The sequence below is a fragment of the Actinosynnema sp. NPDC020468 genome (genome assembly GCF_040642015.1).
GTDB lineage: Bacteria > Actinomycetota > Actinomycetes > Mycobacteriales > Pseudonocardiaceae > Actinosynnema.
Genome location: NZ_JBFAEO010000023.1, coordinates 71619 through 86223 on the forward strand (window position 1 = coordinate 71619; position 14605 = coordinate 86223).

General features: G+C 73.1%; 10 protein-coding genes. 5 read left to right on the top strand and 5 right to left on the bottom strand.

The annotated features are described in order from the left end of the window. Positions 1-37: 37 nt before the first annotated feature. Genes AB0G50_RS18260 through nudC form a run of 3 tightly spaced genes read left to right on the top strand, consistent with a single transcriptional unit; the run spans position 38 to position 3656 of the window. Positions 38-1324, top strand: a complete 1287-nt coding sequence (locus AB0G50_RS18260) for a pitrilysin family protein (protein ID WP_360109462.1) — start codon at positions 38-40, stop codon at positions 1322-1324. Continuing rightward, a complete protein-coding gene (locus AB0G50_RS18265; RefSeq protein ID WP_360109465.1) occupies positions 1321-2709 on the top strand; it encodes a pitrilysin family protein in 1389 nt (462 codons plus the stop codon). Before AB0G50_RS18260 ends, AB0G50_RS18265 begins: the two co-directional genes overlap by 4 nt. Beyond that, positions 2706-3656, top strand: a complete 951-nt coding sequence (gene nudC / locus AB0G50_RS18270; RefSeq protein ID WP_360109468.1) for an NAD(+) diphosphatase — start codon at positions 2706-2708, stop codon at positions 3654-3656. The genes AB0G50_RS18265 and nudC overlap by 4 nt, the downstream gene beginning before the upstream one ends. Here nudC and AB0G50_RS18275 read toward each other — a convergent pair. Next, a complete protein-coding gene (locus AB0G50_RS18275) occupies positions 3653-4516 on the bottom strand; it encodes an NmrA/HSCARG family protein (RefSeq protein ID WP_360109471.1) in 864 nt (287 codons plus the stop codon). The genes nudC and AB0G50_RS18275 overlap by 4 nt on opposite strands. Before the next feature lie 56 nt (positions 4517-4572). Here AB0G50_RS18275 and AB0G50_RS18280 point away from each other — a divergent pair, with 56 nt between their 5' ends. Next, entirely contained in the window at positions 4573-5040 is a 468-nt protein-coding gene (locus AB0G50_RS18280; RefSeq protein WP_360109474.1) for a MarR family transcriptional regulator, read from the top strand. 10 nt (positions 5041-5050) lie between these two features. On the opposite strand, the gene AB0G50_RS18285 is transcribed toward AB0G50_RS18280, so the two are convergent. From AB0G50_RS18285 to AB0G50_RS18295, 3 genes are read right to left on the bottom strand one after another with little or no spacing between them, the layout of a single operon-like run. Beyond that, positions 5051-9067, bottom strand: coding sequence for a TIGR02680 family protein (locus tag AB0G50_RS18285; RefSeq protein WP_360109477.1), 4017 nt, complete (start codon positions 9065-9067; stop codon positions 5051-5053). Continuing rightward, the gene (locus AB0G50_RS18290; protein WP_360109480.1) at positions 9064-10236 is read right to left on the bottom strand and encodes a TIGR02678 family protein; all 1173 of its coding nucleotides are present in this window, start codon (positions 10234-10236) and stop codon (positions 9064-9066) included. Before AB0G50_RS18290 ends, AB0G50_RS18285 begins: the two co-directional genes overlap by 4 nt. Next, a complete protein-coding gene (locus AB0G50_RS18295; RefSeq protein WP_360109483.1) occupies positions 10236-11714 on the bottom strand; it encodes a DUF2397 domain-containing protein in 1479 nt (492 codons plus the stop codon). The genes AB0G50_RS18290 and AB0G50_RS18295 overlap by 1 nt, the downstream gene beginning before the upstream one ends. A 51-nt stretch (positions 11715-11765) precedes the next feature. Between AB0G50_RS18295 and AB0G50_RS18300 the strand changes: the two genes are divergently transcribed. Next, positions 11766-12752, top strand: coding sequence for a cobalamin biosynthesis protein (locus tag AB0G50_RS18300; protein WP_360109486.1), 987 nt, complete (start codon positions 11766-11768; stop codon positions 12750-12752). 1036 nt (positions 12753-13788) lie between these two features. On the opposite strand, the gene AB0G50_RS18305 is transcribed toward AB0G50_RS18300, so the two are convergent. After that, entirely contained in the window at positions 13789-14598 is an 810-nt protein-coding gene (locus AB0G50_RS18305; protein ID WP_360109489.1) for an SURF1 family cytochrome oxidase biogenesis protein, read from the bottom strand. Positions 14599-14605: the final 7 nt, after the last annotated feature.

Here is a 14605-nt window from a genome sequence, read left to right on the forward strand (position 1 = left end):
CACTCCGGGTGCGGGCGCAAACCCGTAGGCTGCGTCCATGGCGCTACCGGAACTGCACAGGTTCACGCTCCCCAATGGTCTGAGGGTCGTGCTCGCCCCCGATCCCAGCGCACCGGTCGTAGGGGTGAGCGTGCACTACGACGTGGGGTTCCGCTCCGAACCCGAAGGCCGCACGGGCTTCGCGCACCTGTTCGAACACCTGATGTTCCAGGGCAGCGAGAGCCTCGAGAAGCTGGCCCACTTCCGGATCGTGCAGTCCTCGGGCGGCACGTTCAACGGGTCGACGCACCCGGACTACACGGACTACTACCAGGTGCTGCCGAGCGCGGCCCTGGAGCGCGCGCTGTTCCTGGAAGCCGACCGGATGCGCGCGCCCAAGATCACCGAGGAGAACCTCCGCAACCAGATCGACGTGGTGAAGGAGGAGATCCGGCTCAACGTGCTGAACCGGCCTTACGGCGGGTTCCCGTGGATCCTGCTCCCGCCGGTGCTGTTCACGACGTTCCCCAACGCGCACAACGGGTACGGCGACTTCACCGACCTGGAGAACGCGACCGTCGAGGACTGCGCGGCGTTCTTCGACACCTACTACGCGCCCGGCAACGCGGTGCTGACGGTGGCGGGCGACCTCGACGTGCCGCGGGCGAAGGCGCTGGTGGAGAAGCACTTCGGCGACGTGCCCGCCCGGCCGGTCGCGGTGCGGCCGTCGTTCGCGGAGGACGCGCCCAAGGGCGAGCGGCGCGCCGAGCACACCGACCAGCACGCGCCGATGCCCGCGCTCGCGCTGGGGTACCGGATCCCGGACCCGGTGGACGACGTGGACTCCTACTTGGCGTACCTGGTTCTCGCGGGCGTGCTGACCGACGGCGACGGCGCCCGGCTCCAGCAGCGGCTGGTGCACCGGGACGCGATCGTGGTCGACGTGGGCGCGGGCTGCGGCCTGTTCGGCCCGCTCGAGGCGCGTGACCCGGACACGTTCAGCATCACCGCGATCCACCCGCCGGAGGTGCCCGCGGAGCAGGTGATCGCGGCGGTGGACGAGGAACTGCTGAAGCTGGCCGAGGACGGTCCGACGGCGCAGGAGCTGGCCAAGATCACCGCGCGCTGGGTGTCGACCATGCACCGCGAGCACGACCGGCTGACCAGCCGCACCCTCGGCCTCGGTTCGGCCGAGCTGCTCTACGGCCGCGCCGAGCTGCTCTACGAGCTGCCCGGCAAGCTGGCCGCGATCACCACCGACGAGGTCGCCGCGGCGGCCAAGGCGCTGCGGGCCGACTCGCGCGCCGTCCTGATCCTCAAGCCCGCCAACGGAGGTACCGAGTGAGCGCCCCGACGTCGCACCGGAGCGCCGAGGAGATCGGTCGCACCGAACAAGGGCCGCGCCCGCTGCCGGAACTCGGCGAGCAGAGGGCCGCCGCCGATCTGTCCAGTGTGGACACCGTGCTGCCCAACGGGTTGCGGGTGATCGCGGTGCGCCGCTCGTCGGTGCCGCTGGTCGAGCTGCGCCTGCGGGTGCCGTTCGCGGACCCGGCCGACACGAGCGTCGGCTCCGCGCACGCGGCCCGGTCCGAGGTGCTCGCGAGCACCGTGCTGACCGGCACGGCCGCGCGCGACCGGGTGGCGATCGACACCGAGCTGGCGCTGGTCGGCGGCGAGCTGGACGCGGTGGTGGACCCGGAGCGGTTGGCGTTCTCCGGCAACGCGCTGGTGTCCGGGCTGGACACGCTGCTCGACGTGCTGCGGGACGTGCTGACCGGCGCGGTGTACCCGGCCGACGAGGTCGAGCGCGAGCGCGCCCGGCTGGTCGAGCGGATCCGGCTGGCCCGGTCGCAGCCGAACGTGATCGCGCGCGAGGCGTTGCAGGACCACCTGTACGGCGACCACCCGTACGCCAAGGAGATGCCCGAGGCGGACGAGGTCGCGGCGGTCGGGCGCGACGACGTGGCGGACCTGCACGCCCGCGCGGTGCTGCCGCGCGGGTCCGTGCTGGTGCTGGTGGGCGATCTGGAGCCGGACGCCGCGGTGGCCGCGGTCGGCGCGGCGCTGGAGACGTGGGTCGGTGCCGGCGAGGCGGTCGCGCTGCGGCCGTTGCCCGCCGTGCGCGGTGGCGACCTGCTGCTGGTGAACCGGCCCGGCGCGGTGCAGTCGCAGATCCGGCTGGCCGGTCGCGGGCTGGAGCGCACCGACCCGCGGTACCCGGCGTTGCAGGTCGCGAACCTGATCTTCGGCGGGTTCTTCTCGTCGCGGTTGGTCGAGAACATCCGCGAGGACAAGGGCTACACCTACAGCGCGCGGTCGCACCCGGAGTTCACGCCCGGTGGCGCGGCGCTGCTGGTGGACGCGGACACGGCGAGCGAGGTCACGGCGGCGGCGCTGCTGGAGACCCGGTACGAGCTGGGCCGGTTGAGCCTGGTCGCGCCGACCGAAGCCGAGGTCGACACGGCCCGGCGGTACGCCATCGGGTCGCTGCTCACCGCGACGTCGTCGCAGGGCGGGTTGGCGTCGTTCCTGGTGAACCTGGCCGGGTTGGGGCTGGGCATCGACTGGTTCGCCGGGCACCCGGAGCGGTTGGCGGGCGTGACGGTGGAGCAGGTGTCCGAGGTGGCGCTGGAGTTCTTCGCGCCCAGCGCGTTCACCGGGGTCGTCGTCGGCGACGCCGAGGTGCTGTCGGCCCGCTTGGGCGCCCTGGGCGGGGTCGCGCTGCCGTGAGCTTCGACCTGGTCGCGCTGCCGGCGTTGTCGCGGTTCACGGTCGACCGGCAGGAGCCGCTGCGCGGTGACCTCGAGCGGTTGGCGCGGAGTTGGGCCAAGGCCCGGGTGATCGTGGTCGACCGGTTCGGGCGGACGCTCGTGGCCGAGCGCGGGAGTCGCGTGGTGGAGCGGGAGGCCTCGGACTTCGGGGCCGTCCCTCCCGGCGACGCCGTGCTGCTGGGCGAGCAGGACGGCGTCGCCTACTGGGGTGTGCCGCTGGCCGAGGACGAGACCGCGGACGCCACGCCCGACGCGCGGGTGTGGGAGCGGCCCGATCCCACCGAGGAGCCGCAGTGGTTGGACCTGCGGTCCTGCGGCGCCTTCCTGGACGCCACCGGCGCCGGGTTGTTCACCACGGCCGTCGCGCTGTTCCACTGGCACCGGTCGGCGAGGTTCTGCGCCCGGTGCGGTGGTGGGCAGCAGGCGGTGAAGGCCGGGTGGACCCGGGTGTGCGATCGGTGCGGGCGCGAGGAGTACCCGCGCACCGACGCCGCGGTGATCTGCCTGGTGCACGACGGTGGCGACCGGATGTTGCTGGCCCGGGGCACCGGGTGGCCGGAGGGGCGGTACTCGGTGCTGGCCGGGTTCGTCGAGGCCGGTGAGTCGTTGGAGGCCTGCGTCGCCCGGGAGGTGCTGGAGGAGGTCGGGGTGACCGTGCGGGACGTCCGGTACCTCGGCAGCCAGCCCTGGCCGTTCCCCCGGTCGTTGATGGTGGGGTTCGAGGCGGTCGGGGATCCGGACGAGCCGTTGCGGCCCGCCGACGGGGAGATCGCGGCGGCCAAGTGGGTCACCCGGGCCGAGGTCCGGCGGGCGTTGGCCTCGCCGGGGAGCGTCGAGGACCTGAAGTTGGCCTCGGGCGCCTCGATCGCCTACCGGATGATCGAGTCCTGGGCGGCCGCGGACTAGCGGGTCGGGTGCAGGAGTTCGGGCCACGGCAGGGTTCGCACGTGGTCTTCGTAGGTGTGCCAGGTGATGTCGGGGTACGCCGCGCGCAGGGCGGCGGTGTCGACGTCGGTGCCCGGTTCGGTGAAGTAGCGGAACATCGCGGCCAGGTCGGTCGAGTGGCGTTCCACCTGCTCCGTCGGGGGTTGGTGGTGGCGGATCGGGCGGCCGGTCGCGGTGGTCAGGGCCTCGGCCATCTCGTTCGGGGTCAGGGCTTGGGAGGCCAGGTCCAGGCGGGTTCGCGGGCGGTGCTCCAGGGCGTGGACGGCGATCTTCGCGATGTCCCGGACCGCGATGAGGTGCAGGGGTGTGTCGCCGGGCAGGGGCAGGGCCAGGACGCCGTCGCGCAGGCCCTGTAGCGACCACTCGCCGAACTTGTCGTCGATGAACGCGGCCGGCGCGAGGACGGTGTGGCTCCGGCCGGTCGCGGCCAGGTGTTCCTCGACGCGCTGTTTGCTGTCGAAGTGGGGGATGCCGGTGGAGCGGTTCGCGTTGCAGGCCGAGGTGAAGACGAGGTGGTCGGTGTCCCCGGCCGCGTCGACCAGGGCGATGCCCTGACGGGTTTCCTTGGCGGGGTTGGTGTTCGGGCCGAACGGGGTGGTGACGGCGAAGACGTTGGCGACGCCGTCCAGTGCTCGGCGGAGGCTTTCCGGGTTGTCGTAGTCGGCCTGCGCCAGGTGGGCGCCGCGGGCTCGGAGGGCTTGGGCGGCCGGGCTGTCCGGGGTTCTGGTGAGGGCTCGGACGGGGTGGCCGCGGTCCAGGAGGAGGTTCGCCACCGCGCCACCCTGTGCGCCGGTGGCGCCGGTGACCAAAGTCAGTTCCATGGGCAAAGGTTGACTGTGGAAATGTTCTGTTGTCAAGTTCGTTGTAGACTGGTGGGGTGGACCGGTACCCGGCGAGTGACGCGTTGTTGGCGTGGCTGTACGTGCAGCAGGGCGTGGACGCGGTGCGGGTCGCCATGGGGGCGCGGATGGAGGCCGTCGGCTGTTCGCTGCCCGAGCACGAGGCGCTGTACCGGATCGACATGAACGGGCGGCTGCCGATGTCCGAGTTGGCCGAGTTGTTGGCCGTGACGCCGTCCGGGGTGACCCGGCTGGTGGAGCGGTTGGTGGCTCGCGGGTGGGTGCGGCGGTACCAGCCACCGGAGAATCGGCGGGTGGTGTTCGCCGAGTTGACCCAGGAGGGGGTCGCGGTGCTCGAGGGGATCACCGGACCCGCCTACCGGGCGGCCGTGGAGGAGGGCTTCACGACCGTGCTCACCGACCGGGACGTGGCCGATCTCAGGCGGGTCGGGCGGAAGCTGCTCGAGGCCCACGGGAAGTGGGACGCTCGGCGCTTCGCCACCTGAGGCGTCGGGCCTACGGGTCCACCCGGTCCAGGGTCGCGCCGTCCCAGGTCGTCTTGGTGCAGGCCACCCCTCGACCGTTCTTGGGGCGCAGGACGTCGTAGATGTGCATCTTCGGGATCCTGTCCGACACCCCCCAGCCGCTCGGCCAGGTGATCACCCAGTCCATGTCCAGGTCCACCAGGAGTCCCAGCATCCTGGCGATCGTGGGGTCGTCCAGGCGTTCGAAGGCCTCGTCCAGCAGGACCAGGCGCAGCGGCGAGAAGTCGTCGCTCACCGCGTCGTAGAACGACGCCGCCGCCGCGAACAGGGTCACGTAGGAGATCAGCCGGGTCTCGCCGGACGACAGTTGGCGCAGCCGGCGTTCCCGGGGCGCGTTGTCGGGGCCGGTGTCGGCCACCGTGACGGTGAACTGGTGCCAGGTCCGGTAGTCCAGGGCCCGGCCCAGGATCTCGGCGTAGCCGCCGGTGTGGGAGTCCCGTTCGGACTCGATGCGCTCGGTGAACACGCGGCGCAGGGTGGTGTCCTGGTCCGGGGTGCGGTCGGCGTAGGGGAGGCGGACCAGGGCCAGGGCGTCCCGGGTGGGTTCGTCCAGGGCCGCGGTGGGTTTCCAGGACAGCTTCACGTGGACGCCCTGGCTCGACCTCGCCCGGCCCAGCACGTCGTTCATGCGCTTGCACAGGTCCTCGGCCACCGCGATCTGGCCGCGGAGCCACTCGGCCAGGTCCCGGATCAGGTAGTCGGCGAAGATGCCCTGGTAGCGCTCGTCCAGGAAACCCCGCTGTTCGGTCAACCTCGCGGTCACCCGCTTCGCCGCCACGGCCACCGGGCGGGCGCCCTCCTCGCCGGTCACCGTGACGGTCAGCAGACCCGCGTGCTGTTCGGCGGCGATGTCGTGGCTGCCGGCCAACGCCGTTTGCAGGGCTTGCAGGCGGGTGATCACGGTGGGTTCGGTGGCGGCGCGTCGGTCCGATGTGGACAGAACGGCGCGGACCTCCTCGACGGTCGGGTCGGTGTCGGGGAGGGCCGCGGCCAGGACGCCCGGCGCGTGCACGGCCTCCGTGAACCGGGCCAGGGTTCGGCTCGCGGTGTCCTGCGCCTCCCGGAGCTGGTCCGCGGCGTTCTCCAGGCGGGCGTTGAGGGTCGCGGCTTCCTCGCGGGCCGCGGCGACGCGTTCGCGGACGGCTTTCAGCTCGGTGCGCATGTCCTGGCGGGAGCGCTCGAGGTCGGCCAGCTGGGTGGCGATCTCCTTGGCCTCGCCGCCGATCGCGTCGGTCAGTTCGGCCAGGGTCGCGGCCTGGGAGGCGTAGTCGACGCAGCGGGCCTCGGCGTCGGCCTCCGCCGCCACGCGGTCCTCGACGGCCGAGTGGTGGCGGTGGGTGGCGTCGGTCAGGTCGGCGAGGGTGCCCGCGCACTGGCGGCGCAGGACGTCGCCCAGGCGGTCGGCGGTGCGCTGGGCCTCGGCGGCGGACTCCCTGGCCTGGCGCAGGCCCTCCGAGGTGTCCGGGAGGTCGGCTTCCGCGGCGTGCCGGACCACCTCGGCGCGGCTCGCGTCGGAGCGGGTCCGGGCGGTGTCCACCTCGGCGCGGAGGTCCTCGGCGCGGCGGGTCAGCCGGTCCGCGGCTTCCTGGGCGGCCTGGAGGCGACCCTGGCGGGCCACCAGGTCGCGATCCGGCGGGAAGCGCAGGAGGTGGGACTCCCACCGGTCGACCACGCCGTGCGCGGCGGCCAGGTCGGACTCGGCGGTGCCCGCCTCGGTCCGCCGGCGGGCCAGGTCGTCCTCCAGCTCGGCGATGCGGCGTCGCCTGGCCGATTCACGGGCGCCCGCGCCGATGAACTCCGCCCTGGCCTTGTGCCACCGGCCGGTCAGGACGCCGGATCGCCACCCGCCCGAGCTCCCGGTGACGCCGATCGAGGCGGCGGCCGGGGTGTCGGTGTCCGCCAGGGAGATCGAGGAGAGCAGGCGGGCCACCAGGTCCGGGGACACCGGTGAGCCCGGTTCCACGGCCGGGGTCAGGATCGAGTCCAGGGACGGGGTCACCGGGGCGAGCGGGGTCGCGAGGACGTCGTCGGACTCGGTGTGACCCACCCAGGCGTCGAGGACGCCGGAGGCCTCCAGGGCCGCTTCGACGTTCGCGCGGGTCTGTTCGTCCACTGTGGACCGGAAGTCGACCAGGCGGTAGAACGGGGCGCCGGTGGCCGGGTCGCGGTCCGCCGCGGTGAACCGGCCGCGGTCGGGTGCCTGGGAGGTGCCGGCGCGGAGGGTGGCCAGTTCGGCGTCGAGGGTGTCGATGGTGGCGTGCAGGTCGTCGCGGCGGGCGGCGGCGGTGTGGGCGGCTTCGCGGGCCCGGGCCACGTGGGGCGCGATCCACTGGCGGGCCGCGGTGGCCAGGGCTCGGGCGCCGGTCGGCTCGATCGCCGGTGGCAGGGCGAACTCGGTGTCCGCCGGCGGACCCTGGGCGCGCCACGCGCGCACCTCGTCCAGCCACGTCAGGGTCACCTCGGCCAGCTCGGTGGCCTCCTGCTCGCGCCGGGCCACCGCCTCGGTGGCCGTGTGGCGGGCGTCCTGGGCGGTTTGGCGGAGCGCGTCCACGCGGCGGGCGGCCTCGTCCAGGGCGGTCGCCTGGTCGCCGAGGGCGAGCGCCAGGGCGCCGCGTCGGCGCGCGGTGGAGGCGATCTCGGCGGTTCGGGCGACGACGGGCGCGAGGTCCGGCTCGGGCGGGGGCGGAGGCACCCGGCGTTCGATCGGCAGGGGGTCGGCCTCGGGATCCGGTTTGGCGCGCACCGGGTCCGTGCGGGTGGAGGCGTCCACAGTGGACAGTCGAGGGATCTCCGGCGCGAGGTTCGGGTCCAGGCCCGCGGTGCGCAGGTGGTGGCGCAGCGGTTCCACCAGGTCCTCGGCGGTGGCCAGATCGTCGGCGAACCGGCGGAGCAGGCGTAGGACGCCGTCCACCGCGCCGTCCTCCTGGAGGCGCTGCCTGCTCGCCGCGTCCAGCGCCGCGAGTGCCGAGGAACGCTTCTCCTGCACCAGCTTCTCGCGGGTTTGCAGGTCCTGGAGGTCGCGGAACGCGGGCAGCTCCTTGAGCGCGCCGATGGTGTCCTCGGCCTGCTGCTCGCCGTTCTCCAACGCCTCCAGCGCGGACTCGGCGGCGGAGCGCTCGGCCCCGGCCTCGTCCAGCGACACCCGGAGCCTGGTCGACGCGCGTTCCAGCTTGCGCACGGCCTCCTCGGCCGCGGTCAGCTTGTCCGCGGCCGTGCGCAGACCACCGAGGGCGTAGTCCGAGTACGTCCTGAGGAACGTGCCCAGCGCCACGTCGGCGGCGGACAGCCGGGTGATGTTCTCCCGGATCGACTCCAGGTCGTCGAACGAGGTCGCGAGCTGCTCGACCATCGCCGGGTCCAGCGGCGGCAGCGCGTCGGACAGGATCTGCTCCAGCTGGCCCTCCAACACCTTCAGGCCGACGTCCGGGTTGCGCAGCGTGCGCTGGAGGTGCAGCAGGTCGCCGTACCGGGTGGCCGGCACGCCGTAGACGGTCTCGGCGATCCTGGCCCGGAACGCGGCTTCCTCGAGCACGCAGTCCGCGCCGATCAGGTCGCGCAGCTGGGTCGGGCCGAGCGGCGTGCGCTCGGCGCCCACCAGGAAGAAGTCGTGGCCGACCCGTTCCGGAGTGACGAAACGCCACGAGTCGGTGATCGCCTGCGAGGTCTTGGACGCCTTCACGCCCAGACCGCAGGTCAGGAACTCGTCGTCGCCCCTGGTGAGTTCGACCCACGCGTAGCCGATCCGGTTGGGGCCGCCGTCGTAGTCGTCCAGCATCAGCCGGCGCAGGCTCACCGTGTCGAAACCCTTGGAGCCGACCTGCCGCAGGTCGCCGTCCAGGCACAGCGGCAGCAGCAGTTCCAGGGTGCGCGACTTGCCGGACCCGTTGGTGCCCTGGAAGATCGCGCGGCCGCCCGAGAAGTCGAACTCCTGCTCAGTGTACTGCCAGACGTTGACGATGCCGCCGCGGTGCAACCGCCACCTGTTCACGCGTTCTCCTCGTCGAAAAGCGACCAGCTCGGCGGCTCGGGCGCGGGTTCGGGTCGGTCCGCCTCGCGCTCGGGCACGCCGTCCGGTTCCGGGCACCAGCGGTGCGCGGTCGGCGCGAGCCGCCAACCGTCCGCTGTGGACACCGCGAGTCCCATGCGGCGCAACAGCTCCAGCACCTCGTCGGCCAACCGGTCCCGGTCGTCGGTGAACTGCCTCGACCACGCCGTCGGGTGGTCGAGCACCAGCCGTTCGCACTCGGCGAGCAGCGCCTCGCGCGCCACCGGGTGCAGTCCGTCCGCGTCCGGCTCGCCGGACAGCAGTTCCGGCAGCGCCAGCAGCGCGATCCGCGCCACCGTCGACGTGCCGGGGAAGTACAGGTCGGTCAGGTAGTCCTCGGGGTCGGACGCCAGCACGCCCTCGAGCCGGCACTCCGTGCGCAGCCCGAACGACGACTCCAGCAGCGCGGACTCCCTGCGCTGGTTGCGCCGCAACCACTCCGCCTGGTCCGGCGGCAGGTCCGCGTACCGCACCACCGGGTTCTCCACCAGCAGTCGGCGCACCGCGTGCTCCACCCCGCGCGGACCCGGCCGGGCGGCCAGCGCCACCAGGTGCTCCGGGCTCGTCGCCTCGGCCACCGGACCCGCGAGCAGGTGGCCGAGCAGGTCGGTGTCGAACGTGATCAGCGCCTCCGCCTGCACGTCCACCGAACCCTCGGTCTCGTGCAGCACGCCCAGACCCACCAGGTGGCGCAGCGCGGCGGTCAGCGCGCGGCGATCGGTCATGTCGTCCACGACCGGCACGCCCGCCTCCGCCGCGGCCGACCGGATGTCCGCGACCAGCCGGGACAGCAGGACCTGCCTGCCCACCCCGGTGAGCACCGCCAGGGTCAGCGCCAGGTAGGCGTAACCCCTGGGGGACAACGCGTTCGCGCCGCGCGAGTCGTCGTGGCCCGGACCCGACTTGTACAGCCGGGCGTAGCGCCGCTCCACCACGAGCCGGTAGCCGAGCAGCCGGGCGAACAGGTCCTGGAGCGCGGCGCGGTGCCGGTAGACCAGGGTCAGCAGTTCGCCGTCCGGGCCGTCGGAGCGCAGCAACGGGCGGCGCAGCAGGGTGCGCGCGCAGCGGACCACGTTCTGCGCGTCGATCTCGGACAGGTCCTCCACCGGCATCAGTCGAGCACCAGCGTCGAGTCGTGCAGGGTCAACGTGCCCGCGGCGGAGGTGATCCGGGTGTGCCTGCCCGCCGAGTGCTCGACGGTGACCCGCAGGCCGCGCACCGGGTCCGTCGCCGAACCCGGGTCCCGCGTGCCGTCGCGTTGCGCCATGGCGAGGGTGAGCAGTTCGCACAGCACGCCGAGCGCCTCGCCGGACAGCGTGGTGGTGTCCAGGTTCGGTGCCGCCGCGGCGAGTTCCGCGACCGACGCGGCCCGGCGCTCGTCGGCCTCCCGTGCCTGCGCCAGCAGCGATTGCTCGGTCATCGGGTCGTCCAGGATCCGCGACGTGCGGGCGCGGGCGCCCCGGTCGCCGCGACCGCGCACGCTGACCTGCACGTCGACCACCGGGCCGTCCCGCCACGGGGTGCGCTCGTTGTCGCTGTCGTGCTCGGGCGCGGGCGAGAGGTGCCGCGACGGGTGCAGCCCGAACGCCGCCGCGTACAGGGTGTGCGCGTCGCCGCGGGTCGCGGAGTCCAACCAGGAGGCCAGTTTCAGCAATTCGGCGCGTCGGCCCGGGAGCAGGCCGCCGCCCGAGGTCGCGCGTTTCACGCCCGCCAGCAGCGAGCCGATCGCGCGGGCCGTGGCGTCGCGCAGCGCGGTGACCTGGCTCGGCCGGCCCGGTCGGTCGACGAACCAGTCGGTCAGCTCCCGCCAGTCCTCCGCCGAACGACCGCGGGCGCGCTCCACCCGGTCGCCCAGGTCCGCGCGGCCCAGCAGGCCGAGGAGTTCGGCGCGGGCGGAGGTGAGCTTCGAGAGCGCGTCGGCGATCGCGGGCGTGTGCCGCAGCACGTCCTCCACGACCATCTGGATGTACTCGACCAGCAGGTTGCGGAACCCGGCGATCTCGTCCGGCGCGAGGTGGTGCCGGGTCACGACCTGGCCCAGGTAGGCGTAGAAGTCGCGGACCGTCGCGGCCAGTTCGGCGTGCTGGAGGAACACCGTGGTGACCTGCTCGGCCAGCACCTCGCGCGGCCGCCGACCACCGCCGACCAGCGCCGCCGAGAGCGACTGGCCCAGTTGACCCAAACCCCGTTGCACGGCGGGCAGGAGTTCGCGGGACACCTCGCGCGCGCCCTCGGGGACGCGCAGCAGTTCGTCCACGTCGCGCTGCACCCGGACGGCCAGCTTGCTCACCTGGTAGCGCACGCTGCCGTGCTGGAACTCGGCGATGCTGGACGCGACCACCTCGCGCCTGCCCTGCACCAGGTTGCCCCACTCGACCAGTTGGCGGAGCCGGTTGATCACGTTCTCGATGCGCGACTCGCCCTGGTCGACCCGGCCCTCGCGCTCGGCGCCCGCGAGCGCGCCCGCCACCTCGCCCGCCGACAGGTCCGCCAGCAGGGTGGACGTGAACAACCGCATGATCGCCAGGTAGGTGCGCTGGTGGTCGCGCGCGTCCAGGTAGGCGTAGAGCTTCAGGCGGGCTGGTTCCACGGTGGGCCACCCTAGTGCGGGGTGCCTCCGGGCGCGGGCTACCGTGCCGGTGTGAGCGTGGGACGCGCGGTGGGGTTGGTGCTGGGCGTGGCCGCGGACGCGGTGCTCGGCGACCCGAAGAGGTTTCACCCGGTAGCGGGATTCGGCCGGGCGGCGGCGGCGTTGGAACGGCGGGTCTACCGCGATCACCAGGTGTCCGGGGCGGTGCACACGGCCGTGCTGGTCGGTGGCACGGTGCTCGCCGGGGTGGCGGTCGAGCGGGTGTCGCGGCGGTCCCGGGTGCTGGAGGCGCTGACGACGGCGGTCGCGACGTGGGTCGTGCTCGGCGGGTCGTCGCTGGCCGACGAGGGCACGTCGATGGGGCGCGAGCTGGACGGCGGCGACATCGAGGCGGCGCGGCGGCGGTTGCCCAACCTGTGCGGCCGGGAGCCCGCGAAGCTCGACACCCTCGGGTTGGCCAAGGCGACCGTGGAGTCGGTGGCGGAGAACACGTCGGACGCCGTGGTGGCGCCGTTGTTCTGGGGCGCGGTGGCCGGGGTGCCCGGGTTGCTGGGGTACCGGGCGGCGAACACGTTGGACGCGATGGTCGGGCACCGGAACGCGCGGTACCGGAGGTTCGGGTGGGCCGCGGCCCGTCTGGACGACGCGGCCAACCTGGTGCCGTCGCGGCTGGCGGCGTTGTTGACGACCGCGGGCGCGCCGGTGGTCGGCGGGTCGGCGAGCGAGGCGTGGACGACGTGGCGCCGTGACGCGAACGCCCACCCCAGCCCGAACGCGGGCCAGGTGGAGGCGGCCTTCGCCGGAGCCCTGGAAATCCGCCTGGGCGGCCGCACGGTCTACTCCCACGGCGCCGAAGACCGCCCCGTCCTGGGCCACGGCCGCAACCCGGACGCCGGCCACGTGACGAGGGCGGTGGAACTCTCCCGAGTGGTAGGCGGCACCGCCGCCGCCCTGACCGCCGCCCTGGCCCTCTTCCGCCCCCGCTCCGGTTCCCCGTCCCGTTCCCGTCGCGCCGGCGCGACTTCGAGGCAGCGCTAACTCGTAGAATCATAGAATCGCCGGATCGTAGAGTTGCCGAATTGTTCAACAATCCCACAATCCTCGGCACCTACGATGATCCGGCCCGCGCGAGACACCCTCAGGCCACCATGCCGAGCTGTCCAATCGCTCAATCGTCCGGTTGTTCAACAACCACACAATCCTCGGCGCCAACGATCCCAGGCCCAGGCCCAGGCCGGGGTCGGGGTCGGGGTCGAGACTGAGGCTGGGGCCGGGACTGAGGCCGGGACTGGGCCGGGACTGGACTGAGGCCGGGGCCGGGGCCGGGGCCGGGGACTGAGGCTGGGGCTGGGCTGAGACTGGGACTTGGCCGGGGCTAGGGCGGGACTTGGGGCTTGGGCCTTGAGTCGGGCGAGGGCCAGGGCTTGGGACCTGAGCCGGGCGAGGGTCGGGGCTTGGGGCCTGAGCCGGGCGAGGGTCGGCGTTTGGCCCGGGGCTTGGGCCAGGGCAGAGCAGGGCTCGGGTCGGGAGCCGGGGCTTGTGGCTTGGGGCTTGAGTCGGGCGAGGCTCGGACCTGACCTGACCTGACCTGACCTGACCTGGCCTGGCCTGGGTTGGCCTGGGTTGGGTTGGCCTGGGTTGGGCTGGGCTGGGCGGGGTTGGGCGGGGTGGGGGCTTGGGTCGGGCTAGGGCGGGGGCTTGAGCAGGGCAAGGCCCTGGGCTGGGCGGGGGCTTGGGGCTTGGCCTGGGACTAGGGCTGCGGGTTGGGGCTGGGCTGGGCGGGGGCTTGGGGCTGGGCTGGGCGACGCGGTCGGTGGGTTGGGGGTTGGGGCTGGGCGGGGCGCGGCTGGTGGGTTTGGGTGGACTTCAGGTGGGTTGTTCGATTGTTGAACGATGTTGTTGTTCGACAATCCTGGGTGTGCCCCATGTCGTTGTTGAGTGGTTCTGTTGTTCAACAATCCGGCGATCGGACAACCGCTAGGCCTCGCGTGTGAGGCGGTGAGACCGCGAGGGGTGGGAGCGGGAGGTGCCGGGATACAGAGGTGCCGGGAGCGCGAGGTCCCGCGGGACCGGCTCAGGTGTGGACCGGTGGGGCGGGGTGGTGGTCGTCCTCGGCGAGGAGTTCGGCCACCGACTTGCGCTTCGTGGGGCGGGGATCGGTGGTCAGGGCTCCGCCGGGGCGGGCTTCCCGGATGGTGAAGTAGAGCCAACCCGCCAAGGCCATCGTGCCGAAGGCGATCCACTGGAGGGCGTAGGAGAAGAACGGGCCGGCTTCCAGGATGGGCAGGGGGAGGGATTCCTCCACTCCCGGTGAGCCGTCGGTCAACTGGAAGTAGCCCGGGCGGATGTCCAGGTTCGCCGCGCGGCCCACCACCGCCGAGTTGATCGCGTACACCTGGCGATGGCCGTCCTGCTCGAACGCGTCGCGGTTGTCCAGCTCACCGGCGCGGACCCACGCGGTCAGGGTCACCTCGGTCTCCGGCACCGGTTTCAGCGCCGGCACCTTGATGCCGTTCACCGGCCGGACGTACCCCCGGTCCACCAGCACGACCGGCCCGCCCGCCAGCGCGAACGGCGTCAGGACCTCGAACGCCGCCTCGCCCTGCACGGTCCGCAGCCGGGCGACGGCCTGACCCGCGGGCAGGTACCGCCCGGTCATCGTCACCCGGTGCCACTCGATCTCCGAGTTCGGCCGACCCAGCACCGACGTCACCGGCACGGCCTCGGTGCGCTGCGACGTGAGAACGGCGTTGTTCTGCGCCGACCGCTCGTCGTCCCGCCCGAACTGCCAGGGCGCGAGCAGCGCGTAGCAGGCGCCCGCGAACACCCACACGGCCAACGTCAACGCCAGCCACCCGGGTCGCAACAGGAACCTCAACCGCACCCGACCA